Origin of the sequence: Modicisalibacter coralii, from assembly GCF_004117855.1 — a bacterium.
GTDB lineage: Bacteria > Pseudomonadota > Gammaproteobacteria > Pseudomonadales > Halomonadaceae > Modicisalibacter > Modicisalibacter coralii.
In genome coordinates this window covers 40099-63477 of record NZ_QWBW01000010.1, presented here as the reverse complement: position 1 = coordinate 63477, position 23379 = coordinate 40099, and the positions used below count along the sequence as shown (strand labels likewise).

The window sequence follows — 23379 nt, the reverse complement described above, 5'->3', positions numbered from 1 at the left end:
AAGAATGATCGACACCATCATGCAGCGCCTCGGCGTGACCGAGTCCCTGTACCGCGGCGGCGATTACGGCGTGTACTCGCCCACCGATGGCGCCGAGATCGGTCGGGTTCACCGGGAGAGCGGCGAGCAGGTCCAGCAGCGCATCGATCGCGCCCAGACGGCCTTCGAGGCCTGGCGGCAGGTGCCCGCGCCGCGCCGTGGCGAACTGGTGCGGCTGTTCGGCGAGCAACTGCGTCGCCACAAGGAAGACCTCGGCACCCTGGTGACCCTGGAGTGCGGCAAGATTTATCAGGAAGGCCTTGGCGAAGTGCAGGAGATGATCGACATCTGCGATCTCGCCGTCGGCCAGTCCCGCCAGCTCTACGGCCTGACCATCGCCTCCGAGCGCCCCGGCCACCACATGCGCGAGAGCTGGCATCCGCTGGGGCCGATCGGCCTGATCACCGCCTTCAACTTCCCGGTCGCGCCCTGGGCCTGGAACGCCGCGCTGGCGCTGGTGTGCGGCAACAGCCTGTTGTGGAAGCCCTCCGAAAAGACCCCACTGTGTGCACTGGCCTGTCAGGCACTGCTCGAGCGGGCGATGAGCGAATTCGGCGACGAGGCGCCGGCGGATCTCAGCCAGGTGGTCATCGGCGAACGCGAGGCCGGCGAAGTCCTCACCGACGACCCGCGGGTGCCGCTGATCAGTGCCACCGGCAGCACCCGCATGGGCCGCGAGGTCGCGCCGCGGGTCGCCGCGCGCTTCGGCCGCAGCATTCTCGAGCTGGGCGGCAACAACGCCATGATCCTGGCGCCCAGCGCCGACCTGGACATGGCCGTGCGCGCCATTCTGTTCTCGGCGGTGGGCACTGCCGGCCAGCGCTGCACCACCCTGCGCCGCCTGATCGTTCACGAATCGGTGCGCAACGAGGTGGTCGAGCGGGTCAAGAAGGCCTATGCCAACGTCAGCATCGGCGATCCGATGAAGGGCAATCTGGTGGGGCCGCTGATCGACGCCCAGGCCTTCGATCAGATGCAGTCGGTGCTCGGCAAGGCCCGCGAGCAGGGCGCCCGGGTGTTCGGCGGCGAACGCCAGCTGGCCGATACCCATCCTGACGCCTATTACGTCTCCCCGGCCATCGTCGAGGTCGACGCCCAGGATGAACTGGTCAAGAACGAGACCTTCGCCCCGATCCTCTACGTGATTGGCTATCGCGACTTCGACGAGGCGCTGGCGCTGCAGAACGACGTGCCCCAGGGGCTCTCTTCGTGCGTGTTCACCACCGACGTGCGCGAGGCGGAAACCTTCGTCTCCGACATCGGCAGCGACTGCGGCATCGCCAACGTCAACATCGGGCCGAGCGGCGCCGAGATCGGCGGCGCCTTCGGTGGCGAGAAGGAGACTGGCGGCGGCCGCGAGTCCGGCTCCGACGTCTGGAAGAGCTACATGCGCCGCCAGACCAATACCGTCAACTACTCCCGCGAACTGCCGCTGGCCCAGGGCATCAAGTTCGACTGATGACACGCCGGAGCGCGTCGCGCTCCGGCGTTCCTTCCAGTACGTCTAAAACGCGATCCCCGATCCGCGCGCCAATAACAACTCCGGGAGAAGGTCGATGAGTGACAACGTTCGTGTGGGCGCCATTCCCAGCCTGCCCATGGCCCTGGCACCGCTACTGCTCACCGTGGCGCTGCTGATGACGCAGTTCTTCGTTTTCGGCGATTTCACGCCGCATATTCCGCTCGCCTTTGGCATCCTGATCTGCGCCTTCTTCGCGCGCCTGCGCGGTATCGCGTGGACGCGCATGGAGGCGTCGATGCTCAAGGTGATCAAGCTCGGCCTGCCGGCGATCCTGATCCTGCTCGCGGTGGGCATGCTGATCGGTACCTGGATTCTCTCGGGGACGGTGCCGACGCTGATCTACTACGGCATCAACCTGGTCTCGCCGGGCTGGTTCCTGGTCGCCACCTGTCTGATCAGCTCGCTGATCTCGCTCGCCGTGGGGACTTCCTGGGGCACGGTGGGTACCGTCGGCCTGGCGCTGATGGGCATCGGCCAGGGGCTGGGGATCCCGGTCTATCTGACCGCGGGGGCGCTGGTCTCGGGGGCTTTCTTCGGCGACAAGATGTCACCGCTCTCCGATACCACCAATCTCACCCCGGCGGTCTGCGAGACCGACCTGTGGACCCATATCAAGAGCATGATGGCGACCACGGTGCCGGCGATGACGCTGGCGCTGCTGGCCTATGCCTGGCTGGGTGCCGGCTACGCCGATCAACTGGTCGAAGCCGGCAGTATCGACACGCTGCGTCGGACGCTGGCCGAGCATTTCACCCTGAGCTGGGTCACGCTGATTCCGCCGGTGGTGGTGATCTCTCTGTCGATGGCCAGGCTGCCGCCGTTCCCCACCATCTTCGGCGGTGCCGCGCTCGGCGGTGTGGCCGCGATCCTGCTGCAGGGTAGCGACGTGCAGGCGGTGTTCGACGTGATGCAGAACGGTTATGTCGCGGAAACCGGCAACGAGGCGATGGATACGCTGCTCTCCAAGGGCGGGGCGATGTCGATGACCTGGGTGGTGACGCTGACGCTGTTCGCGCTCGGTTTCACCGGGATGCTCGAGGCCTACGGCACCATCGACGCGATCATGATGCACCTGGCCAAACTGATGCGCGGACGCTTCAGCATGGTGCTGACCAGTTCGGTCACCACCGCGTCGGTGGGAACCGTGGTCGGCGACGTCTATACCACCCTGGTGCTGCCGGGGCGGCTGCTGCACGGGCAGTACCAGCAGATGGGCTACCGCACCTCGGTGCTGTCGCGCACCATCGAAGACAACGGCACGCTGCTGTCGCCGCTGATCCCCTGGAACATGGGCGGGAGTTTCGTCGCCGCCACCACCGGCGTGCCCACGCTGCTCTATGCGCCGTTCGCCTTTGCCTGCTGGCTGTCGCCGCTGTTCGGCCTGCTGTGGGCGCTGCTCGGTCCCTTCGTTCCGCGTGAATCGGCGCCGGCACACGCGGCGACTGAGGCTGGCTGGACCGGCGCCGTGCCCGAGGGCGCGACGCGGGCAGGTGGCGCCTGAGCGCGCGGCGTGATCGAGACGCCATCCCACGCGATGTGATCGGCGTGACAGTGGCCGGCCGGTAGTACCCGGCATTCCTGAACCGGGCTGACGCCCTGACCGAGAGGCCCGTCCGGCACCTTGCCGGGCGGTGCCGCGAGAGGAGGTAGCATGCTAGAGCAATGCCTGTGGCACACGACGTCCCCCGAAGCGGCGCCGGCATTGCCGACGCTAGAGGACGACCATCATGCCGATGTGGTGGTGGTCGGTGGGGGCATCACCGGTCTCAGTACGGCGTTGCACCTCGCCGAGGCGGGCGTCGATGTCGCCCTGCTGGAAGCGGGCGAGATCCCCAGCGGCGGCTCGGGACGCAATGTCGGCCTGGTCAACGCCGGGCTGTGGATTCCGCCGGACGATATTCGCGAGGCGCTCGGGGAGGCCGACGGCGAGCGCGCCAACACCATCCTGGGCGGCGCGCCGGCCGAGGTGTTCGCGCTGATCGAGCGTCACGGTATCGACTGTCACGCGACGCGCACCGGGACCCTGCACCTGGCCCACAATGCCAAGGGCGAACAGGAACTGGCGCGGCGCGCCGAACAGTTCCAGCGTCGCGGTTCTCCCGTCGAGCTGCTCGAGGACGATGCTTGCCAGCAGCGTATCGGTACGCCGCGCATCCGTCGCGCGCTGCTCGATCGGCGTGCCGGCACCATCAACCCGGCGGCCTACACCCGCGGACTGGCGAGAGCCGCCGCATCGGCCGGCGCGCGGCTGTACACGCAGAGCCCCGTGACCGGGGTGACCCGTGAAGGCGACCGATGGCGGGCGACCAGCGAGCGCGGCAGCGTGCTCGCCTCGCGGCTGGTGTTCGCCACCAACGCCTATACCGAAGCGGACTGGAATCGGGTTCGCGAGCACTTCTTCCCCGGGCATTTCTTCCAGGTCGCCTCGCACCCGCTACCGGACGAACTCGCCAGCGAGATCCTGCCGGAGCGGCAGGGCGCCTGGGATACGCGCATGGTCCTGAGCAGCATGCGCCTCGATGCCGAGGGACGGTTGATCCTGGGCAGCCTGGGGCGCGGCGAGGGCCGCCCGCTGTCCTACATCCGCTGCTGGGCGGACCGTATCCAGCGCCATTACTTTCCGCAACTCGGTCGGGTCGACTGGCAGTGCACCTGGTCGGGGCGGATCGCCTTCACCCCCGATCACACCCTGCGGCTGTTCGAGCCGGCGCCGGGCATCCTGGGCGTCACCGGCTACAACGGGCGCGGGATCACCACCGGCACGGTGGTCGGCAAGGGCTTCGCACACTATCTGACCCAAGGCGACGACAGCCTGTTGCCGCTGCCCATCCGCGCCCACCGGCCGATCCCGGCCCGGCCGCTGTGGAGCACCGGCTACGAGAGCGGCTTCACTCTCTACCATGCCGGGCAGTGCCTGCGCGTGCTGATCTGACGCTCGGCGACGCCTCAGGCGTGGGCCAGTGTCTCGTCGAGCCGGCCGATCTCGTAGAGGTCGTGCAGGTACTTGTCGAGCTTGGCCAGCAGGTGGGTGACCAGGATCAGGCCATAGGTCACGCCCATCAGCACCCAGGGTTCGTTGACCCAGGCGAGCCCGGGGCTCGTGACCTCGTAGGCGATGGTGTAGACGCTCAGCCCGCCGACGAACAGCACCGCCAGGCAGCAGGCGAGGATCAGCATCAGCAAGGGGGTGCGGCAATCCCGGCGCGGCGGGCGGGTGTGCCAGAACGCCAGATGGCGAATCCGCAGCCCGTTGGCGGCGACGAGCCGCTGCTGACGGCGGCGCAGCGATTCCGTGGACAGCCGCTGCGACTCGTCGGCCAGCACCCGACGCACCCGGGTCTCGTCGCTGCCGGTGGTCGCCGCCAGCAGCCGGGACAGTGCGTCCACGTTGGGCACGTCGCCGTTGGCGTGGCGTTCGTCGTCGCCGAAGTTCTGGTCATAGTAGATGTCGTAGAGCTGATAGATCGAAAACGCGACCCCGGCGAAGATCATCAGCAGGGCGAAGGCGTCGAGCATGGCGCAGGTCTCCATTGCCGTTTCGGCCTAGGGTAAGCCAGCGGGCGGGTCTGTAACAGAATCAGCTGCGTCCGAAAAAACCGGATCAGTTGATATCGGTCAGGGTTTGCGGGGCGTCTCGCCAGAGCGCGGATTCCCGGTTCGGCCAGTCGGCGGCGTGGCCATTGTTGACGTATGCTGAGCGGTCGATATCCAACGATCCGGGAGCCATGAAACGCTACGAGCAGTTCGCCGAGGAGATTGCCGCCTTGATCCGCAGCGGGGTGCTGGCGCCGGGCGAGCGCATCCCCTCGATCAGACAGGCCAGTCGCCGTTATGGCATCAGTCCGTCGACGGTCTTCCAGGCCTACTACCGGCTCGAGCACCGGGGATTGATCGTTGCCCGGGCGCGCTCGGGCTATTTCGTGCGCGAACAGGCCCGACGGTTGTTCGCCGAGCCCGGCGTCGCCGCCCAGCGTGCCGATCCCGCCGACGTGGCGGTCAGCGAGCTGGCCTTCTCGGTGCTCGATTCCCTGCGCGATAGTGACACGGTTCCCTTCGGTTCGGCGTTTCCCGCCCCCGAGCTGTTCCCCCTGTCGCACCTGGCCGGCAGCATGACGCGCGGCCTGCGCGGGCTGTCGGCCGAGGCGATCACCACCGCCATGACCGATGGCCACGTCGACCTGCGCCGCCAGATCCTGCTGCGCTATGCCTTGAACGGCCTGTCGCCGGCGCCCGAGGAGCTCGTCGTCACCCACGGTGCCATGGAAGCGCTGAACCTGGGACTGCAATGTGTCACCCGGCCGGGGGATCTGGTGGCCGTCGAGGCGCCGGCCTTCTATGCCTGCCTGCAGGTGCTGGAGCGCCTCGGCCTGCGGGCGGTCGAGATTCCCGTCCATCCCCGCCACGGCATCGATCTCGAGGTGCTGGCCGAGCGCCTAGCGACGCTGCCCGTGCGGGCCTGCTGGCTGATGAGCCACCTGCAGAATCCGTTGGGCGCGAGCCTCGACGACTCGGCGAAGCGGGAGCTCTACGCGCTTCTGAAGCGCCATCAGGTCCCCTTGCTCGAGGACGACGCCTATGCCGAGCTGCACTTCGGCGCCCGCCCACCCAGGCCGGTGAAGGCGTTCGACGACGAGGGGCTGGTCATGCACTGCGGCTCGTTCTCGAAGTGCCTGGCGCCGGGGTACCGCATCGGCTGGATGGCGGCGGGGCGCTTTGCTGGCGCGGTCTCGCGGCTCAGGCTGATGACGACCATTTCCCCCTCGGTGCCGGCGCAGGCGGCCATCGCCGACTACCTACAGCGCGGTGGTTACGACCGCCATCTGCGCCGCTTGCGACTCGCCCTGGAGTCCCAGCAGCAGGCCATGCTGGCGGCGGCCGATCGTCATTTCCCGGCCGATACCCGCATCACCCGCCCTGCTGGCGGGTATTTCCTGTGGTGCGAGTTTCCCGAGCGGGTCGACTCCCTGGCGCTGTTTCGGCGGGCGCTGAAGGCGGGTGTCAGTCTGGCGCCGGGGCCGATCTTCTCCGCTACCCAGGGATTCGGCCACTGCATTCGGCTGAGCTACGGCCACCCCTGGACGGCGCGCAGTGAGCGGGCCATGGCGACCCTGGGCCGGCTGCTCGCGGATTTCTGAAGACGCTACTGGCGCGCAGGCCTTGCCACGATGCTACTTCGGCGGTTCGACATGGCCGCCGAAGCCGAAGCGCATGGCCGAGAGCAGACGGTTGGCGTAGGTGTTCTCCTGGCGCGAGGCGAAGCGCGCGAACAGCGCATTGGCCAGTACCGGGGCGGAGACGCCCTGCTCGACGGCGGCGTCGACGGTCCAGCGCCCCTCGCCGCTGTCGGCGACCGCGCCGGTGTAGTGATCGAGCCGCGGATCGCCGGCCAGTGCCTGGGCGGTGAGGTCGAGCAGCCACGACGAGACCACGCTGCCGCGCCGCCACACCTCGGCGACGTCCGCCAGGTTCAGATCGAAACGCTCGCCTTCCGGCAGGTCGGGCGAGGCCTTGCTCTGCATCAGCTCGAAGCCTTCGGCATAGGCCTGCATCAGGCCGTATTCGATGCCGTTGTGGACCATCTTGACGTAGTGACCGGCGCCCACCGGGCCGGCATGGATATAGCCGCGCTCGGCGCGGTCATCCGGGGCGTTGCGACCGTGGGTGCGCTCCAGGTCGCCATAGCCGGGTGCCAGGGTGTCGAACAGCGCATCGAGGTGCTCGAAGACCTCGCGCTCGGCGCCGACCATCATGCAGTAGCCGCGCTCCAGGCCCCAGACGCCGCCGGAGGTGCCCACATCGACGTAGTGGATGCCCTTGGGCGCGAGCGCCCGGGCGCGGCGGATGTCGTCCTTGTAGAAGGTATTGCCGCCGTCGATGATGATGTCGCCCGCCGTCATCAGCTCGGCCAGGGCATTGATGGTGGTCTCGGTGGGCTCGCCGGCGGGCAGCATCACCCACACGGCGCGTGGCGCCTCGAGGCCGGCGACCAGTGCGGCCAGGCTCTCGGCGTGGCCGATGCCGTCGTCGTGCAGCGCCGCGACGGTGGCCGGGTTCTGGTCGTGGGCGATGACCGTATGGCCGCCGCGAGTCAGCCGGCGGGCGATGTTGCCGCCCATGCGGCCGAGACCGATGATACCGAGTTGCATGCGGATTCCTCGATGATACGGAATGGGGGAGTCGGGACGGCGGCAAGCCTACCGTCAGCCGGGGCGGGACGCAAAGCACGACCGCCCCACGCGATTCACGCTGTCCACTCGGGATACGCCAGCGGCAGGACGTGTTCCCGGGTCAGGGCCGCCAGGGCGAGTGTCCCGGCCTGGTGCCGCGCGACCCAGCGCAATTCCTCGATCTCCGCGGCCGCCACGGGTGGGGTGTCGATCGTTACCCGGAACAGCTCGGCGTGCACCGTGACACCGGGTTCGTTGGCCGCGGGGGCTCGGTAGGCGCCCAGGTAGCGGCACGCGGTGACCGCCGATCCCAGTTCTTCGCGAAGCTCTCGATGCAGGGCCTGCTCGGGCGTTTCGCCCTCATCGATCTTGCCGCCCGGTTGCATGAACCACGGACTGCCGCGCTTGCGCACCAGCAGCAGACGCTGGCGGTCGTCGACGATCACGGCGGCGGCGATGGACAGAACGGTGGGGGCAGGCATGGGGGCTCCAGGGGATAACACGAAGAAGCCCCGCCGTGGCGGGGCTCGTGGTCGCTTGCGTCGGGGCTCAATCCCAGCTCAGCGCGCCGCCGACCTGGTATTCGGTGACGCGGGTCTCGAAGAAGTTCTTCTCCTTGCGCAGGTCGATGATCTCGCTCATCCACGGGAAGGGGTTCTGCGCACCGGGGAACTGCTCCTTGAGGCCGATCTGGGCGAGGCGGCGGTTGCAGATGAAGTGCAGGTACTCCTCCATGATCGCCGCGTTCATGCCCAGCACGCCGCGGGGCATGGTGTCGCGGGCGTAGGCGACCTCCAGCTCGGTGCCCTCGAGGATCATCTGGGTGACCTCGTCTTGGAACTCGGCGGTCCACAGGTGCGGGTTCTCGATCTTGATCTGGTTGATCATGTCGACGCCGAAGTTCAGGTGCATCGACTCGTCGCGCAGGATGTACTGGAACTGCTCGGCGACGCCGGTCATCTTGTTGCGCCGACCCATGGAGAGGATCTGGCTGAAGCCGCAGTAGAAGAAGATGCCTTCGGTGACGCAGTAGAAGGCGATCAGGTTGCGCAGCAGCTCCTGGTCGGTCTCCGGGGTGCCGGTGTGGAAGTCCGGGCGCGCCAGCGACTGGGTGTGCTTGAGGCTCCAGGCGGACTTGGCGGAGACCGACGGCACTTCGCGGTACATGTTGAAGACCTCGCCCTCGTCCATGCCCAGCGATTCCACGCAGTATTGATAGGCGTGAGTGTGGATCGCTTCCTCGAAGGACTGGCGCAGCAGGTACTGGCGGCACTCGGGATTGGTGATCAGCCGGTAGACGGCGAGCACCAGGTTGTTGGCGACCAGCGAGTCGGCGGTGGAGAAGTAGCCCAGGCTGCGCTCGACGATGCGCCGCTCGTCGGCGGTCAGGCCGTCGCTGCTCTTCCACAGCGCGATGTCGGCGTTCATGTTGATTTCCTGGGGCATCCAGTGGTTGGCGCTGCCATCCAGGTACTTCTGCCAGGCCCACTCGTACTTGAAGGGCACCAGCTGGTTGAGGTCGGCGCGGGCGTTGATCATGCGCTTGTCATCGACATCGATGCGCGCGGCACCCATCTCGAGCTCTTCCAGGCCGGCGGCGACGTCGAGCTCCTCGAGCGAGGCGCGGGCACGCGCCAGGCGGTCGCTATCGGCGGCCTGGTAACGGCCGGCCGCTTCCTTCACCGCCGTGGCCTCGGGCTCGGCGGCAGGCGCCGCTGCAGGGGCCTTGGCCGGGCTCGGCTGTTCGGCGGTGGGGGCGTCGTCTTCGTGGAAATCGTCCCAGTTCAGCATGATCGTCCTCGTTCCTCGGAGGTGGAAGAGACAAGAGGGAAGCGCCCTTCGGGCGGAAGAGCAGGCGGCCATGAGCCTGCCTGCTGGGTCGGCGCGCAGCGCCGCCTTCCCTCTTCCTTCTTGGTCGTTACTGGCAGGCCTCGCAGCCCAGTTCGTCGATCTCGCCGGCCGACGGCGCGCGCGACCCGCTGCCGCCCTTGCCGGTCAGGAAGTCGTCGATGCCGCGCGGCTCGGACTTGGGCGCCTCGGCCGCCGGGGCGGGGGCCGGTTCGCCAGTGCCGCCGCCGGCGTTGCCCACGGCGTTGAGCTTGCCGCGGTCGACGGTCGATTTCTCCACCGAGGTGGCGCTCAGGGCGCGCAGGTAGTAGGTGGTCTTGAGACCGCGGAACCAGGCCATGCGGTAGGTGACGTCGAGCTTCTTGCCCGAGACCCCGGCGATGTAGAGGTTCAGCGACTGCGCCTGGTCGATCCACTTCTGGCGGCGCGCGGCGGCCTCGACCAGCCACTTGGGCTCGACCTCGAAGGCGCTGGCGTAGCGCGCCTTGATGTCGTCCGGCACACGGTCGATGGGCTGGACGCTACCGTCGTAGTACTTGAGGTCGTTGATCATCACCTCGTCCCACAGGCCGCGTTCCTTGAGATCGCGGACCATGTAGGCGTTGACTACGGTGAACTCGCCGGACAGGTTCGATTTGACGAACAGGTTCTGGTAGGTCGGCTCGATCGACTGCGAGACGCCGCAGATGTTGGAGATCGTCGCGGTCGGGGCGATCGCCATGACGTTGGAGTTGCGCATGCCCTGGCTGGCGATCTTGTCGCGGATGCGCTGCCAGTCCTGGGTCGTGGAGGTGTCGACCTCGATGTAGTCGGCACCGCGTTCGGCCTTGAGCTTCTCGATGGAGTCTATCGGCAGGATGCCCTGGCTCCACAGCGAGCCGTCGAAGCTCTGGTAGGTGCCGCGCTCGGCGGCGAGATCCGAGGAGGCCTCGATGGCGTGGTAGCTGACCAGCTCCATGGAGGTGTCGGCGAAGCTCACCGCGTCGTCCGAGGCGTAGGCGATGCCCTGCTTGTAGAGGGCGTCCTGGAAGCCCATGATGCCGAGCCCCACCGGGCGGTGCTTGAAGTTGGAGTTCTCGGCCTGGGGCACCGCGTAGTAGTTGATGTCGATGACGTTATCGAGCATCCGCACCGCGGTCTTGACGGTCTTGCCGAGCTTGTCGCCGTCAAGCTTGCCGTCGACGATGTGCTGCGCCAGGTTGACCGAGCCCAGGTTGCACACCGCGATCTCGTCGGCGCTGGTGTTCAGCGTGATCTCGGTGCACAGGTTGGAGGAGTGAACCACCCCGGCGTGCTGCTGCGGGCTGCGCAGGTTGCACGGGTCCTTGAAGGTGATCCACGGGTGGCCGGTCTCGAACAGCATGGACAGCATCTTGCGCCACAGGTCCTTGGCCTTGACGCGCTTGAAGAGCTTGAGCTGACCGGTGTAGGTCATCGCCTCGTACTCCTCGTAGCGCTTCTCGAAGGCGGCGCCGTACAGGTCGTGCAGGTCCGGGCAGGTGGACGGCGAGAACAGCGTCCAGTCCTTGTCGTCGAACACGCGCTTCATGAACAGGTCCGGCACCCAGTTGGCGGTGTTCATGTCGTGGGTGCGGCGGCGGTCGTCGCCGGTGTTCTTGCGCAGCTCGATGAACTCCTCGACGTCGAGGTGCCAGGTCTCGAGGTAGGCGCAGACCGCGCCCTTGCGCTTGCCGCCCTGATTGACGGCCACCGCGGTGTCGTTGACCACCTTGAGGAATGGCACCACGCCCTGGCTCTTGCCGTTGGTGCCCTTGATGTAGGAACCCAGCGCGCGCACCGGCGTCCAGTCGTTGCCCAGGCCGCCGGCCCACTTGGAGAGCAGGGCGTTGTCGCGGATCGCGCTGTAGATGCCGTCGAGCTCGTCGGGCACGGTGGTGAGGTAGCAGCTGGAGAGCTGGCTGCGCACGGTGCCGGCGTTGAACAGGGTCGGCGTGGAGGCCATGTAGTCGAAGCTGGAGAGCAGCTCGTAGAACTCGATGGCGCGCGCCTCGCGATCGTCCTCGTTGAGCGCCAGGCCCATGGCGACGCGCATGAACATCACCTGCGGCAGCTCGTAGCGGACGTCGTCGCGGTGGATGAAGTAGCGGTCGTAGAGGGTCTGCAGGCCCAGGTAGGTGAACTGGTTGTCGCGGGTGTGATCGAGCGCATCGCCCAGGCGCTCGAGGTCGAACTCGGCGAGTGCCGGGTCGAGCTGCTCGAATTCGATGCCCTTGGCGATGTAGGCCTGGAAGGCCGGCTTGTAGAGCTCGGCCATCTCCTGATAGGTGGCTTCCTCGGCGATGCCCAGGAAGGCCAGCGCCTCGCGACGCAGGTTGTCCTGCAGCAGCCGCGCGGTGACGTAGGTGTAGTTGGGTTCCTTCTCGACCAGCGTGCGCGCGGTCATCATCAGCGCCTGCGACACGCCGTCGACGCTGACACCGTCGTAGAGGTTCTTCAGCGAGTCGTCGACGATCTTCTTGGCGTTGACGTTCTCGAGCTCGGCGCAGGCGTCATGCACCAGCGTCTCGACGCGGCCCAGGTCGAGCGGACGCACGGTGCCGTCGGCGAGGGTGACGTTGAGCGTGGGGTGCGGCTTGGCGATGTCGCCGCCGGCGGCCTGGCGGGCGCGGGCGTGCTCCTCGCGGTAGAGCACGTAGGCGCGGGCGACCTTCTGCTCGCCGGCACGCATCAGCGCCAGTTCGACCTGGTCCTGGATGTCCTCGATGTGCAGGGTGCCGTTGTCCGGCGTGCGCCGCTCGAAGGCCTCGACGATCTGCGCGGCGGCCTCGGCGACGAAGTCGCGGATGCGCGACGAGGTGCCGGCGTTGTCGCCCTCGACGGCGATGAAGGCCTTGGTCATGGCCACCGATATCTTGCTGGCGTCGAAGGCAACGACGTCACCGTTGCGCTTGATGACTCGCAGTTGCTTGGGGGCGGTCACGTTCATGCCCGTCGGATCGGGAGCGAGAGTGGTTTCCATGGCGCCGGTCATCCGTAGTGAGGAATCTGTAGGAAAGACGTTCGCCCCGGCTCGCGGGGCGTGAAAACGCGGCCCGGAGCGTCGTCGGGACGCTCATTGACAGCGTTTCGCTAAATTGTTAGTAGCCACATCATCTTGTGGCCGTGCTAGGTGGTGACACAAGATAATGTGCTTTTAAGTGCCCAGCAAGCGGATAACTTGTGGATAAGTTGTGCCTCGTCTGGGGGCATTTCTGGCGTCCGGCGCGGGGCGGCATGGTTGCGCCTTTCGTGGCGGAAGATGAATTTTTCGAGGGGCCAAAGAGCGTTTGTCGGGAAATTTATCGGCATTAAAATGTCGAGAAAAAAGGTGTCACTCAGCGTGGTCGCCTGCCACGCCATGGCCCATACTCGGGGCGACAGGGAAAAGTCATAACGGATCAGGGGGTTGCGCGACCGGCGCCACGAACAAGAATGATTTCAGGTATCATCCTCGGCCATTCGCTAAGGTTGAGGGTGACCATCTCGTAACCCCCTGTTGCTCGGTGTAGCATTGGCAGGAGTTGCGGGGGGTCGACAAGACCTGATCGTCAGCGGCGGCGCGCCGCCCCAGTCAACAGGATGGATGACAGCTTGGACAGCAAACACAAGGACCACGTACTGATCATCGAGGACGATGAGCGCCTGGCGAATCTGACTCGCGAATACCTCGAGGCCAACGGCTTCCAGGTCACGCTGGAGGCGGACGGCACGCATGCCGTCGAGCGTATCGTCGAGCTGGAGCCGGACATCGTGATCCTCGACCTGATGCTTCCCGGCGAGGACGGGTTGTCGATCTGCCGGCGGGTACGCCCGCAGTATGCCGGTCCGATCCTGATGCTGACCGCGCGGACCGACGACATGGACCAGGTGCTGGGCCTGGAGATGGGCGCCGACGACTACGTGCCCAAGCCGGTTCAGCCCCGCGTGCTGCTGGCGCGCATGCGGGCCCTGATGCGTCGCAGCGACCCCGTCGAAAGCGGCAGTGGCGCGGTCCGCCTGACCTTCGGCAACCTCACCATCGACAGTGCCACGCGCGAAGCCTGGCTGGAAGGCGAGCGGGTCGACCTGACCAGCGCCGAGTTCGATCTGCTGTGGCTGCTCGCCGACAATGCCGGTCGGGTGCTGACCCGCGAGGAGATCTTCTCGTCGCTGCGCGGCATCAAGTACGACGGCCAGGACCGCTCGATCGACGTGCGCGTGTCGCGCATCCGGCCCAAGATCGGCGACGATCCCAACCAGCCGCACCGCATCAAGACGGTTCGCAGCAAGGGTTATCTATTCGTCAAGGACGCCTGAGTCCGATGCGCCGCACCCTGCGTGACAGCACGTTCCTGCGCGTCTATGCGTCGCTGCTGCTGGCCCTGATCCTGACCTTCAGCCTGGCGATGCTGGGGTATCTGGTGGTCGATCAGGTGCGCCGCGAGCATTATCGGGAACGGCTGGCCAGCGCGCCCATGGCACTGCTCACCACGCTGATCGGCGAGGTCCCCGAGAGCGAGCGGCCGGCCTGGCTGGCCCGCCAGAGCGCGCGTCTCAACATCGCCCTGATTCTGCATCCCGCCGAGCGCGTCGACTTCAATTACTTCCAGCGGGCCCGGCTCGACGAGGGACGTCCGCTGGTCAGGCAGGATGGCCTGGGTACCTGGCACCTGTGGCGGCGGCTGCCCAAGGAGCCGCTGGTTCTCGAGGCCATGTTCTCGGAGCTCACCGAGCAGCAGATGCGCGGTCTGGTCGACAGCCTGCGCGGCTGGCTCGAGTCGATGCCGGCCCCCGAGGTGCCGCTCAAGACCCTGGCCGACAAGCAGGCCCTGCCGATCACCCTGACCGACCAGCCGCCCGACGGGCTCGACGAGCGCCAGCGCGAGCGCCTGCGCGGTGGCGAGGTGGTGCTGCGTCTCGAGCCCGTCGAGCGCAGCCTGTCGGCCCACGCCCGGGTCCTGCTGCTGGGCGACTCGGAGGAGAGCGGCAAGCGCTGGCTGCAGGTGGGCCCGGTGCACGCCTTCGACACCATGCCGCTGACGCTGACCCTGGGGCTGGTGCTGGCGTCGCTGATGCTGCTGGCGGGGGCGATCTACCTGATCGTGCGCGGCGTCGAGGCGCGCATGGCGCGACTCGAAAAGGCAGCGACACGCATCGCCGGCGGTTATCTCGATACCCGCGTCAAGGTCGACAGCAGCGACTTCATGGGCCGGCTGGGGATGGCCTTCAACGGCATGGCCGCCCAGGTACAGTCGTTGATCCGCGCCCAGCAGGAGATGATCCGTGCCGTCTCCCATGAGCTGCGCACGCCGGTGGCGCGTATCCGCTTCGCCGTGCAGATGGTCGACGACATGACCGACGATGACGCGGTGCGCCGCCAGCTCAAGGGCATCGACAGCGACATCGAGGAGCTCGATCAACTGGTCGACGAGATTCTCACCTACGCCAAGCTGGGCAGCGACAACGCCAGCGGCGTGCGCCTGGAGACCGAGAGCATCGATTGCCGGGCGATGGCCGAGCGGGTCGTCGAGGCGCTCGATTCGCTGCACCCGCACATCGCGCTGTCGATCGCCCCGGGCGACGAGATCGAGGTTGTCGCCGAGCCGCGCTATCTGCAGCGTGCCCTGCAGAATCTGGTCGCCAATGCCTGCCGACACGCCGAGTCGCGCGTGATGATCGTGATCTCGCGGGATACCCGGGCGGTACGCCTGGATGTCGAGGACGACGGCCCCGGCGTGCCCGAGAACGAGCGCATGGAGGTCTTCAAGCCCTTCGCGCGGCTCGACGACAGCCGCACGCGACGTTCCGGCGGCTATGGGCTGGGGCTGTCGATCGTCCAGAAGATCATGCTCTGGCACGGCGGCAGCGTGGTGGTCGAGGAGAGCCACACGCTGGGCGGGGCCCGCTTCAGCCTGCTGCTGCCGGCGACCACCCAGCCCACGCTCGGCGGCCCCGTCTGACGTTCCGAGAATGGAGATTCGCCATGTCCGACCCCGTACTTCCCACCCCCGAGGCGCTGGCCGGCGCCTGGCGGTTGCAGCGTTTCGTCTACCGCTGGCCCGACGGACGCGAGCGGGCGCCGCTCGGCGAGGCCGCCGGCCAGCTCCTCTACCAGCTCGATGACGTCGGCCGACCGGGACGCATGGCGGTTCAGGTGGTCGCCCGCCAGCGGCCGCCGCTCGATCTCGGCAGCGACGCCAGCCTGGCCGCCCACTTCCAGAGCGGCTTCGCCTATGGCGGCGACTGGTCGCTGTCCGGCCGCGCGGTGCATCACGACGTCGACATCGCCAGCCTGCCCTTCTGGGAGGGCGCCCGCCTGACGCGCGAGGTGACGCTCGAGGCGGATCGCCTGGTGCTGGCCACCGACGCGCCCAGTCCGCAGCTCCCGGAGGGCGGCTACACGACTATCCTCGAGTGGACCCGCGACGCGCTCTGATTGAACGAGACGCCTAGGCCGGCTTGATCCCCGACAGCACCGCAAACGAGGTCTCGCGGGCGGTGCGCAGGAAATCCTCCATCCACGGCAGTTCGCGGCTGTCCTCGCGGATCGCCGCGAACAGCGTGCTCCACACGCCCTGCTCGCCCAGCGGCAGGGCGCGCACGTAGTCGCGTTCCAGGTATTCGGTCAACGCCCAGTTGGGCAGCGCGCAGACACCTCGGCCGCTGGCCACCAGCTGCATCATCATGATCGTCAGCTCGGCGGTACGCACCTCGCGCGGTGCCAGGCCGGCCGGGTCGAGAAACTGGGTGAAGACATCGAGCCGGGCGTGCTCCACCGGGTAGGTGATCAGCGTTTCGCCGGCGAGTTCCTCCGGCGTCACGTAGGGTCGGTCGACCAGCCGGTGCTGCTTGGCCACCGCCAGCAGCCCCTCGTAGCGGAACAGCGGCTCGTAGTGGACGCCGGCCAGCGGCTGCGGGTCGGCGGTGATCACCAGGTCGAGATGCTCGCGGGCCAGCGCCGGCAGCGGGTCGAAGTTGTGGCCGCTGGGAATGTCGACCTCGACCTCCTGCCAGTGATCGCGAAAGCGGTCGATGGTCGGCATCAGCCACTGAAAGCAGCTGTGACATTCGATGGCCATGTGCAGCCGGCCCTGTTCGTCGCCGGCCAGGCGCGCCAGGTCGCGTTCGGCCATGCGCACCTGGGGAAGGACCTGATCGGCCAGGGCGAGCAGCCGTTCGCCGCTGCGGGTGAAGGTCACCGGACGGGTCTTGCGCAGGAACAGCGGATTGCCCAGGCGCTCCTCGAGATCCTTGATCTGGTGCGACAGGGCGGACTGGGTGAGATGGACCCGTTCGGCGGCTTCCACCAGCGAGCCGGCATCACGCAGGGCGATCAGAGTGCGAAGATGGCGAAGCTCGAGCATATCGTGAAAGCCATTCAAGTTAATGATTAGTTAATTTAGTTTGATTCACCTTGCCTGGCCAGTGAGACTTGCCGTCAGCGCGGATGGCGAAACCTGTTCGCATCTTACCCGGTTAACGATGGCAAGGAATAATCATGACGCTGGCTCATACTCTGGGGTATCCCCGTATCGGCGCCCACCGCGAACTCAAGCGTGCCGTCGAGGCCTACTGGAAAGGCGAGACCGCCCAGGCCGACCTCGAGGCCACCGGCCGCGAACTGCGTCAGCGCCATTGGCAGGCGCAGCGTGACGCCGGTCTGGATTTCATCACCGCCGGCGACTTCGCCTTCTACGATCAGGTCCTCGACGTCTCCACGCTGATCGGCGCGGTACCGGCGCGCTTCGGTCCCGTCGACGGCGAGGTCGATCTCGACACCAGCTTCCGCATGGCCCGCGGGCGGGCGCCGACCGGCACCCCCGCGGCGGCCTGCGAGATGACCAAGTACTTCGACACCAACTATCACTACCTGGTCCCCGAACTGCATCGCGGGCAGACCTTCCGGGTGGCCAGCCAGCGGCTGTTCGACGAGGTCGACGAGGCCCTGGCCACCGGCCATCCGGTCAAGGTGGTGCTCACCGGGCCGCTGACCTGGCTGTGGCTGGGCAAGGCCCGGGACGCGGGCTTCGAGCGCCTCGAACTGCTCGATGAACTGGTCGCCGTCTACGGCGAGATCCTCGCCCGACTGGGCAACCAGGGCGTGACCTGGGTCCAGCTCGACGAGCCGGCGCTGGTCCAGGATCTGCCGCGGGACTGGCAGCAGGCCTACGAGTCCGCCTACAACGCGCTGCAGTCGGCGCCGGTCAAGGTGTTGCTGGCCACCTATTTCGGCGACCTGGGCGACAACCTGGGGCTGGCCACTCGGTTGCCGGTCGAGGCGCTGCACATCGACTGTGTGCGGGCGCCGGACCAGCTCGAGCGGGTGCTTGACCGTCTGCCGACCTACAAGATCCTCTCGGTGGGGGCGATCGACGGACGCAACGTCTGGCGCGCCGATCTGGCGGCGCTGCGCGAACGCCTGGCCACCGCGCGGATGCGGCTCGGCGAGCGCTTGTGGCTGGCGCCGTCCTGCTCGCTGCTGCACGTGCCGGTGGATCTCGCCAGCGAGACGCGGCTCGATCCCGAGCTCAAGGGCTGGTTGGCCTTCGCCCGCCAGAAGCTCGACGAGGTGGCGATCCTGACCCGGCTGCTCGACGGTCGTGGCGACGGCGAAGACCGTGCCGCGCTCGAGGCGGCCACCGCGGCGCTCGACGCGCGAGGGCAGTCGACACGGATCCACCAGCCGGCGGTGGCCGAGCGTCTCGCGGCGCTGCGTCCGGTGGACTCCCGCCGCGCCAGTGCCTACCCCGAGCGCGCCCGGGCGCAGCGCGCTCGGCTCGAGCTGCCGCTGTTTCCGACCACCACCATCGGCTCGTTTCCGCAGACCGCCGAGATCCGTGCCGACCGGCTCGCCTTCAAGCGCGGTGAACTCCCGGCGGCCGACTATGAGCGCCGCATGCGCGAGGAGATCGCGCATGTCGTCGAGCGCCAGGAGGCACTGGGCCTCGACGTGCTGGTGCATGGCGAGCCGGAGCGCAACGACATGGTCGAATACTTCGGCGAGCGGCTCGACGGCTTCGCCTTCACCGATTTCGGCTGGGTGCAGAGCTACGGTTCCCGCTGCGTCAAGCCGCCGGTGATCGTTGGCGACGTCAGCCGCCCGCGGGCGATGACCGTGGCCTGGAGCGAGTACGCCCAGTCGCTCACCGCCAAGCCGATGAAGGGCATGCTCACCGGGCCGGTGACCATCCTGCAGTGGTCCTTCGTACGCGACGATCAGCCGCGCGAGACCACCTGTCGGCAGATCGCCCTGGCGCTGCGCGACGAGGTCGCCGATCTCGAGGCGGCGGGCATCCGGGTCATCCAGATCGACGAGCCGGCGCTGCGCGAGGGGCTGCCGCTGCGCCAGAGCCAGTGGCAGGGCTATCTCGACTGGGCGGTGAACTGCTTCCAGTTGAGCGCGGCGGTGGCCCGCGACGAGACGCAGATCCATACCCACATGTGCTATTCGGAGTTCAACGACATCATCGCCGCGATCGCCGCGCTGGATGCCGACGTGATCACCATCGAGACCTCACGGTCGGACATGGAACTGCTCGATGCCTTTCAGGACTTCGCCTACCCCAACGAGATCGGCCCGGGCGTCTACGACATCCACTCGCCGAACATCCCCGAGGTCGACTGGATGGTCGCCCTGATGGAGAAGGCCGCCGAGAAGATTCCCGCCGAGCGGTTGTGGGTCAACCCCGACTGCGGGCTCAAGACTCGCGGCTGGGCCGAGGTGGAACCGGCCCTGACCGCGATGGTCGAGGCCGCCGGCGTGCTGCGTCGCCGTCTGGGGTAGCGCGCGCCGCATAGCGCCCAGCATCGGTCGTCAAAAGGGCCACTCGCTATGCGGGTGGCCCTTTTTCGGCGACTACCCGGGCCCGGCGACTGGTATGCTTGAGGCGTCACGGATCGATTTTCGTCAGTCTGGAGTTCCCATGCGTCTCAATCCCGTCACCTGTACTGCGGCCATTGTCTCCATCACGCTCGTGCTGGCCGGTTGTGCCACCTCGCCCGCTCCCGAGGTCAAGCGTCCCTCGGTCGCCGACCGGACGGTACAGCCGTCGGCGGCGAGCGCTTCCCGGGCGGTGCAACAGGAGCCGGCCGCCGAGCCGCGGTCGCCACTGCTGCCCTCGGCGTTCTTCGCCGACGGCGCCGAGGACTTCATCGCCTGGCGCTGCACGCCGGCCCAGGACCTGATATCGGCCTTCCCCGACGATCAACTGCGCCTGTGGTCGGCGCAGGGGCATTACCTGCTCGACCGGGCGGTGGTGGCTTCCGGGGCGCGCTACGTCAAGGACGATCTGACATTCTGGAACAAGGGCAAGGAAGCGGTGGTGACCAGCGACAACGGTCGGCTGACCTGCCAGGAGGATGTCCATCGCCGGACCCTGACCCGGGCCGACCATCCCGAGTCGATCTTTCATGCGCTGGGCAACGAGCCCGGCTGGACGTTGGATCTCGATCGCGATGCCCCGTCGATGACGCTGGTCACCGACAATGGCGAACGTTCACGGACGCTGGACTATCGGCTGGTCGCCCTCGACAACGGCGAGCAGGCCAGCGTTACCCTGCGGGCCGACGGCGCCGCCGAGCCGGTCGCCGTGCAGATGCAGGCCCGCGCCTGCTTCGACGCCATGAGCGGCAAGCCCTATCCGGTACGGGTCAGGCTCCAGGTCGGCGAGCGGGTGTTTCGCGGTTGTGGGCAGGGGATCGAAAGGGCACCGCGTTGATTCGATTTCATCGAATGAGCCGGGGAGTTTTTTGCGATTTTCATTGCAAAAAAACCAAGTAGCATGGGTGGCATCGACGCTTCACTACCGGAGACACGACGATGACCACCCCGACCAAGGTATTGCTGCTCAACAGTTCGATCCTCGGCGACAACGGCCAGTCCCGCGGCCTGGCCGAACACTTCAAGGCGCAGGCCGAGCGCCGCGGCGGCGTGACGATCACCGAGCGCGACCTGGTCGCCGAGCCGCTGCCGCACCTCGACGGTGTCGAGCTGGGCAGCTGGATGGTCGCCGAGGCCGAGCGCGACGCCGGCCAGCGTGAGCTGGCCAAGCGGTCCGAGACGCTGCTCGCCGAACTGTTCGCCCATGACGTGATCGTGCTGGCGACACCGCTGTACAACCTGGGGATTCCCACGCAGCTCAAGGCCTGGTTCGACCGCGTGCTGCGCGCCGGGCGGACCTTCCGCTACACCGAGAACGGCCCGCAGGGGCTGGTCGAGGGCAAGCGTGCCGTGGTGCTGGCGGCGCGCGGTGGCCAGTACGCGGGCACCGAACTCGACTCGCAGACGCCGCACATGACCCACATGCTGGGATTGATGGGCATCCAGGATGTCGAGTTCGTCTATGCCGAGGGACTAGCGATGGGCGACGAAGCCCGCGAGAGCGCGCTGGGCGAGGCGCGTCAGGCGATCGAGGCCCTCGTCGACCGGCTGTAATTTCTGGTTCTTCGCGGATCGACATGAAACGCTAAGTCACCGCTATGGGGCAAAATTCTCTCCCACGAAAACCGGGCTGGATGGCCCGCTGGCGCATGGGGATTCTTGTGGGAGGGAACTTGTTCCCGATTGACGCCGCAGGCGCCCGGCGTGTCCGGGGGATAGTGCCCGCCGCGATCGCGAATAAATTCGCTCCCACGAGGACAAGCCAACTGGGGGCTGTGGGAGGGAGCTTGTTCGCGATGATTCGCGCCGCATTTCCCAGCATAATGCGATGAACTTAGTTTCTTACCCGCCGACGCCGGGCCTCAGCGCCCGGCGTCGTCGTGTCCGGTGCGCGCCTCGACGAACGTCCGGTGGTCCTGGGCGACACAGTCGGCATAGCTCATCGCGAGCGTCGTCACCATGTCGACGAAGGCCTCCATGCGACCCTCCAGACGGCGACAGACATGCCTGGCAAAGCGCGCCGGCTCGCCCGGATTCAGGGCGCGCGAGCCGCGCAGATGTTCCCGGGCGAGAATCCGCCCCCACTGGCGGACCAGCTTGCGGTACGCCTTGCCGCCATCGATCTTGTGGGTCGGGTAGTCGGCCTTGAACGGTGAACGCTCGCGTACCGAGAACACCGTGTCGCCGAGATGCAGCCACCCCAGGTAGATGTCGGGATGTTCGGCGATGGCGCGAAACGCCGCGGCGTGGCGGATCCCCTCGTGGGGGAAGGCCGAGCGCCAGGCGCGCTTCTCCGCGCGATTCATCAGTCGCCAGCCTTCCGGCGGGGTCTGCTGCTTGACGTCGAGGATCACGTCGTCGTGGCCATGGGCCTCGTCGGCCTCGATCAGCACATAGAAGCGCTCCAGCCCCAGCGAGCCGGTGCCGGCATCCAGCCGGCGCGCCAGGTCCTTGACGCGAAAATGCCCGGCGGGGCTCTTGGCGGCACCGCCGGCGAGGGTCTGCGGGTATTCCGTTTCCACCGCCTTGCGCAGCTGGCTGGCGCGGTCGGCCGGCAGGTTGGCCAACTTGTTGGGCCGTTCGGCGAAGCGTCGGCCGTCGGCGTCGCGGCGGGTCCATTTGGCGAGCATGCGCGAGCGGCTCTGCTTGGCGCTGACCTCGCCGAGAAACCCCTTGAGCACGCCCTTGGCGGTGTCCAGGTCGACCGCGCCGGGGATATCGCCCTCGACATGGCGGGCCAGCTCGGCCTGATAGTGCTCGAGCAGGGTGGCCACGGCCTTGCGCGTGGCCTTGGCCGAGAGGCCGACGTTCTCGCGGGCGTCGAGCACCACGCTGATCGCCAGGCGCCAGACATCGTACTGGTAGTCGCCGATCAGCGCGTCGTCGAAGTCGTCCATGCCGTAGCGCACGCGGTCGTCGTGATGCCCGTAGGCGCCGAAGTTGTAGGCATGGGCGTCGCCCTGCAGCCAGGTCTGGGTTTCGGCGATGCCGCCGAACAGCGCGAAGCGCCAGTCGTACCAGACATCGTCCCAGTAGAGGTGATTGGTGCCACGAAAGAAGCGATAGGGCGATTCGGCCAGCTTGGCGTACTTGGCCTCGCGGTCGGCCTCGGCGAGATGGGCATTGGCCTGGGCGATGGCGTCCATCACCTGGCGGGGACGATTGTGCTGGGTCAGCGGTTGCGACATGCGGTGCCTTCTCTTGTGACGCGCCGGCGGTGCCGAACGGGATTCACGAATCGATCAGACTAGCATGCCACTGTGTCACGACGATGACGGCGGCGCGACGGCCTCGGCGCGCGCCCAGGGCGGCCGTTCGGCGCGGATGCGGGCCTGCACCGGACAATCCTCGCGGTGGGCGCCGGGCAGGTAGCCGGTACTCATCAGAAACTCGTTGACGATCTCGGGCCCGGTGAAACGGAAGGTGCGCTTGAACAGCTTGACCCAGTCGACCAGGGCCAGTGGGTGGTGGCTGTCCAGCCAGGCCTGGAAGCTGCCGTGCGTCGCCTGCAGCTCGCGGACCACCCCGGCATTGTGAATGGCGGCATCCACCTTCAGGCGATTGCGGATGATGCCGGCATCGCCGAGCAGGCGGGCGCGTTCGGCCTCGCCGTAGTCGGCGACCCGGGCGATGCGAAAGCCTTCGAAGGCGGCGTCGAAGGCCTGGCGCTTCTTGAGCACCGTCAGCCACGACAGTCCCGCCTGGTTGATCTCCAGCACCAGGCGCTCGAACAGCACGTCGTCGTCCGTGACCGGAAAACCGTACTCGTGGTCGTGGTAGGGGCCATGATGGGGATGGCCGGGGGCCAGGTCGCAGTAGTCGGACATGTCGGGTTCCCGCGCCGAGGTGAATGAGGCGCCGTGTGTGACGACGCGGCGATCATCGGGCATCATGCCCCAGGACATGGCGTCGGTGAAAGTTGTCCGACGCCCCGCCAGAACCAG

18 protein-coding genes are annotated in these 23379 nt (G+C 67.4%); 10 read left to right on the top strand and 8 right to left on the bottom strand.

Features of this window, described 5'->3' with window-relative positions; all coding sequences use genetic code 11:
* The first annotated feature begins 4 nt into the window (after positions 1 to 4).
* The 3 genes from amaB (at position 5) to amaA (ending at position 4493) form a co-directional block, all read left to right on the top strand.
* Complete coding sequence (gene amaB, locus D0901_RS06405; RefSeq protein WP_129139469.1) at positions 5 to 1498, top strand: L-piperidine-6-carboxylate dehydrogenase; 1494 nt, start codon at positions 5 to 7, stop codon at positions 1496 to 1498.
* A 97-nt stretch (positions 1499 to 1595) separates the two neighbouring features.
* Positions 1596 to 3062: a Na+/H+ antiporter NhaC gene (gene nhaC / locus D0901_RS06400; RefSeq protein ID WP_129139468.1), complete on the top strand. Its 1467-nt coding sequence runs from the start codon at positions 1596 to 1598 to the stop codon at positions 3060 to 3062.
* A gap of 150 nt (positions 3063 to 3212) precedes the next feature.
* Positions 3213 to 4493: an L-pipecolate oxidase gene (amaA, locus tag D0901_RS06395; RefSeq protein ID WP_129139467.1), complete on the top strand. Its 1281-nt coding sequence runs from the start codon at positions 3213 to 3215 to the stop codon at positions 4491 to 4493.
* A gap of 14 nt (positions 4494 to 4507) precedes the next feature.
* Here amaA and D0901_RS06390 read toward each other — a convergent pair whose 3' ends face one another.
* Complete coding sequence (locus D0901_RS06390; RefSeq protein WP_129139466.1) at positions 4508 to 5077, bottom strand: hypothetical protein; 570 nt, start codon at positions 5075 to 5077, stop codon at positions 4508 to 4510.
* Between the two features lie 209 nt (positions 5078 to 5286).
* Between D0901_RS06390 and D0901_RS06385 the strand changes: the two genes are divergently transcribed.
* The gene (locus D0901_RS06385; RefSeq protein ID WP_129139465.1) at positions 5287 to 6696 is read left to right on the top strand and encodes an aminotransferase-like domain-containing protein; all 1410 of its coding nucleotides are present in this window, start codon (positions 5287 to 5289) and stop codon (positions 6694 to 6696) included.
* Between the two features lie 33 nt (positions 6697 to 6729).
* On the opposite strand, the gene gnd is transcribed toward D0901_RS06385, so the two are convergent.
* From gnd to D0901_RS06365, 4 genes are all read right to left on the bottom strand, one after another.
* Complete coding sequence (gene gnd / locus D0901_RS06380; protein ID WP_129139464.1) at positions 6730 to 7707, bottom strand: phosphogluconate dehydrogenase (NAD(+)-dependent, decarboxylating); 978 nt, start codon at positions 7705 to 7707, stop codon at positions 6730 to 6732.
* Between the two features lie 95 nt (positions 7708 to 7802).
* Positions 7803 to 8210 (bottom strand): NUDIX hydrolase, encoded by a 408-nt coding sequence (locus D0901_RS06375; protein WP_129139463.1) that lies wholly within the window; start codon positions 8208 to 8210, stop codon positions 7803 to 7805.
* 67 nt (positions 8211 to 8277) lie between these two features.
* Positions 8278 to 9519, bottom strand: coding sequence for a ribonucleotide-diphosphate reductase subunit beta (locus D0901_RS06370; protein WP_129139462.1), 1242 nt, complete (start codon positions 9517 to 9519; stop codon positions 8278 to 8280).
* A gap of 127 nt (positions 9520 to 9646) precedes the next feature.
* A complete protein-coding gene (locus D0901_RS06365) occupies positions 9647 to 12556 on the bottom strand; it encodes a ribonucleoside-diphosphate reductase subunit alpha (RefSeq protein ID WP_129139461.1) in 2910 nt (969 codons plus the stop codon).
* A 599-nt stretch (positions 12557 to 13155) separates the two neighbouring features.
* Between D0901_RS06365 and D0901_RS06360 the strand changes: the two genes are divergently transcribed.
* From D0901_RS06360 to D0901_RS06350, 3 genes are read left to right on the top strand one after another with little or no spacing between them, the layout of a single operon-like run.
* A complete protein-coding gene (locus D0901_RS06360; RefSeq protein ID WP_129139460.1) occupies positions 13156 to 13872 on the top strand; it encodes a response regulator in 717 nt (238 codons plus the stop codon).
* Between the two features lie 5 nt (positions 13873 to 13877).
* Positions 13878 to 15515, top strand: coding sequence for an ATP-binding protein (locus D0901_RS06355; protein WP_129139459.1), 1638 nt, complete (start codon positions 13878 to 13880; stop codon positions 15513 to 15515).
* A 23-nt stretch (positions 15516 to 15538) separates the two neighbouring features.
* Positions 15539 to 15991 carry a lipocalin-like domain-containing protein gene (locus D0901_RS06350; RefSeq protein ID WP_129139458.1) on the top strand — a complete coding sequence of 151 codons (453 nt, stop codon included), beginning with the start codon at positions 15539 to 15541 and terminating at the stop codon, positions 15989 to 15991.
* Between the two features lie 13 nt (positions 15992 to 16004).
* Here D0901_RS06350 and D0901_RS06345 read toward each other — a convergent pair whose 3' ends face one another.
* Positions 16005 to 16919, bottom strand: a complete 915-nt coding sequence (locus tag D0901_RS06345; RefSeq protein WP_129139457.1) for a LysR family transcriptional regulator — start codon at positions 16917 to 16919, stop codon at positions 16005 to 16007.
* 134 nt (positions 16920 to 17053) lie between these two features.
* On the opposite strand from D0901_RS06345, the gene metE reads away from it, so the two are divergent.
* From metE to D0901_RS06330, 3 genes are all read left to right on the top strand, one after another.
* On the top strand, positions 17054 to 19339 hold the full coding sequence (gene metE / locus D0901_RS06340) for a 5-methyltetrahydropteroyltriglutamate--homocysteine S-methyltransferase (protein ID WP_129139456.1): 2286 nt from the start codon (positions 17054 to 17056) through the stop codon (positions 19337 to 19339).
* Positions 19340 to 19478: 139 nt separating this feature from the next.
* A complete protein-coding gene (locus D0901_RS06335) occupies positions 19479 to 20273 on the top strand; it encodes an MliC family protein (protein WP_129139455.1) in 795 nt (264 codons plus the stop codon).
* A 101-nt stretch (positions 20274 to 20374) separates the two neighbouring features.
* Positions 20375 to 20989 carry an FMN-dependent NADH-azoreductase gene (locus tag D0901_RS06330; protein ID WP_129139454.1) on the top strand — a complete coding sequence of 205 codons (615 nt, stop codon included), beginning with the start codon at positions 20375 to 20377 and terminating at the stop codon, positions 20987 to 20989.
* Between the two features lie 308 nt (positions 20990 to 21297).
* Here D0901_RS06330 and D0901_RS06325 read toward each other — a convergent pair whose 3' ends face one another.
* Both D0901_RS06325 and D0901_RS06320 read right to left on the bottom strand, forming a co-directional pair.
* Entirely contained in the window at positions 21298 to 22623 is a 1326-nt protein-coding gene (locus D0901_RS06325; RefSeq protein ID WP_129139453.1) for a DUF2252 domain-containing protein, read from the bottom strand.
* A 75-nt stretch (positions 22624 to 22698) separates the two neighbouring features.
* A complete protein-coding gene (locus tag D0901_RS06320; protein ID WP_129139452.1) occupies positions 22699 to 23262 on the bottom strand; it encodes a DNA-3-methyladenine glycosylase I in 564 nt (187 codons plus the stop codon).
* Between the last annotated feature and the right edge of the window lie 117 nt (positions 23263 to 23379).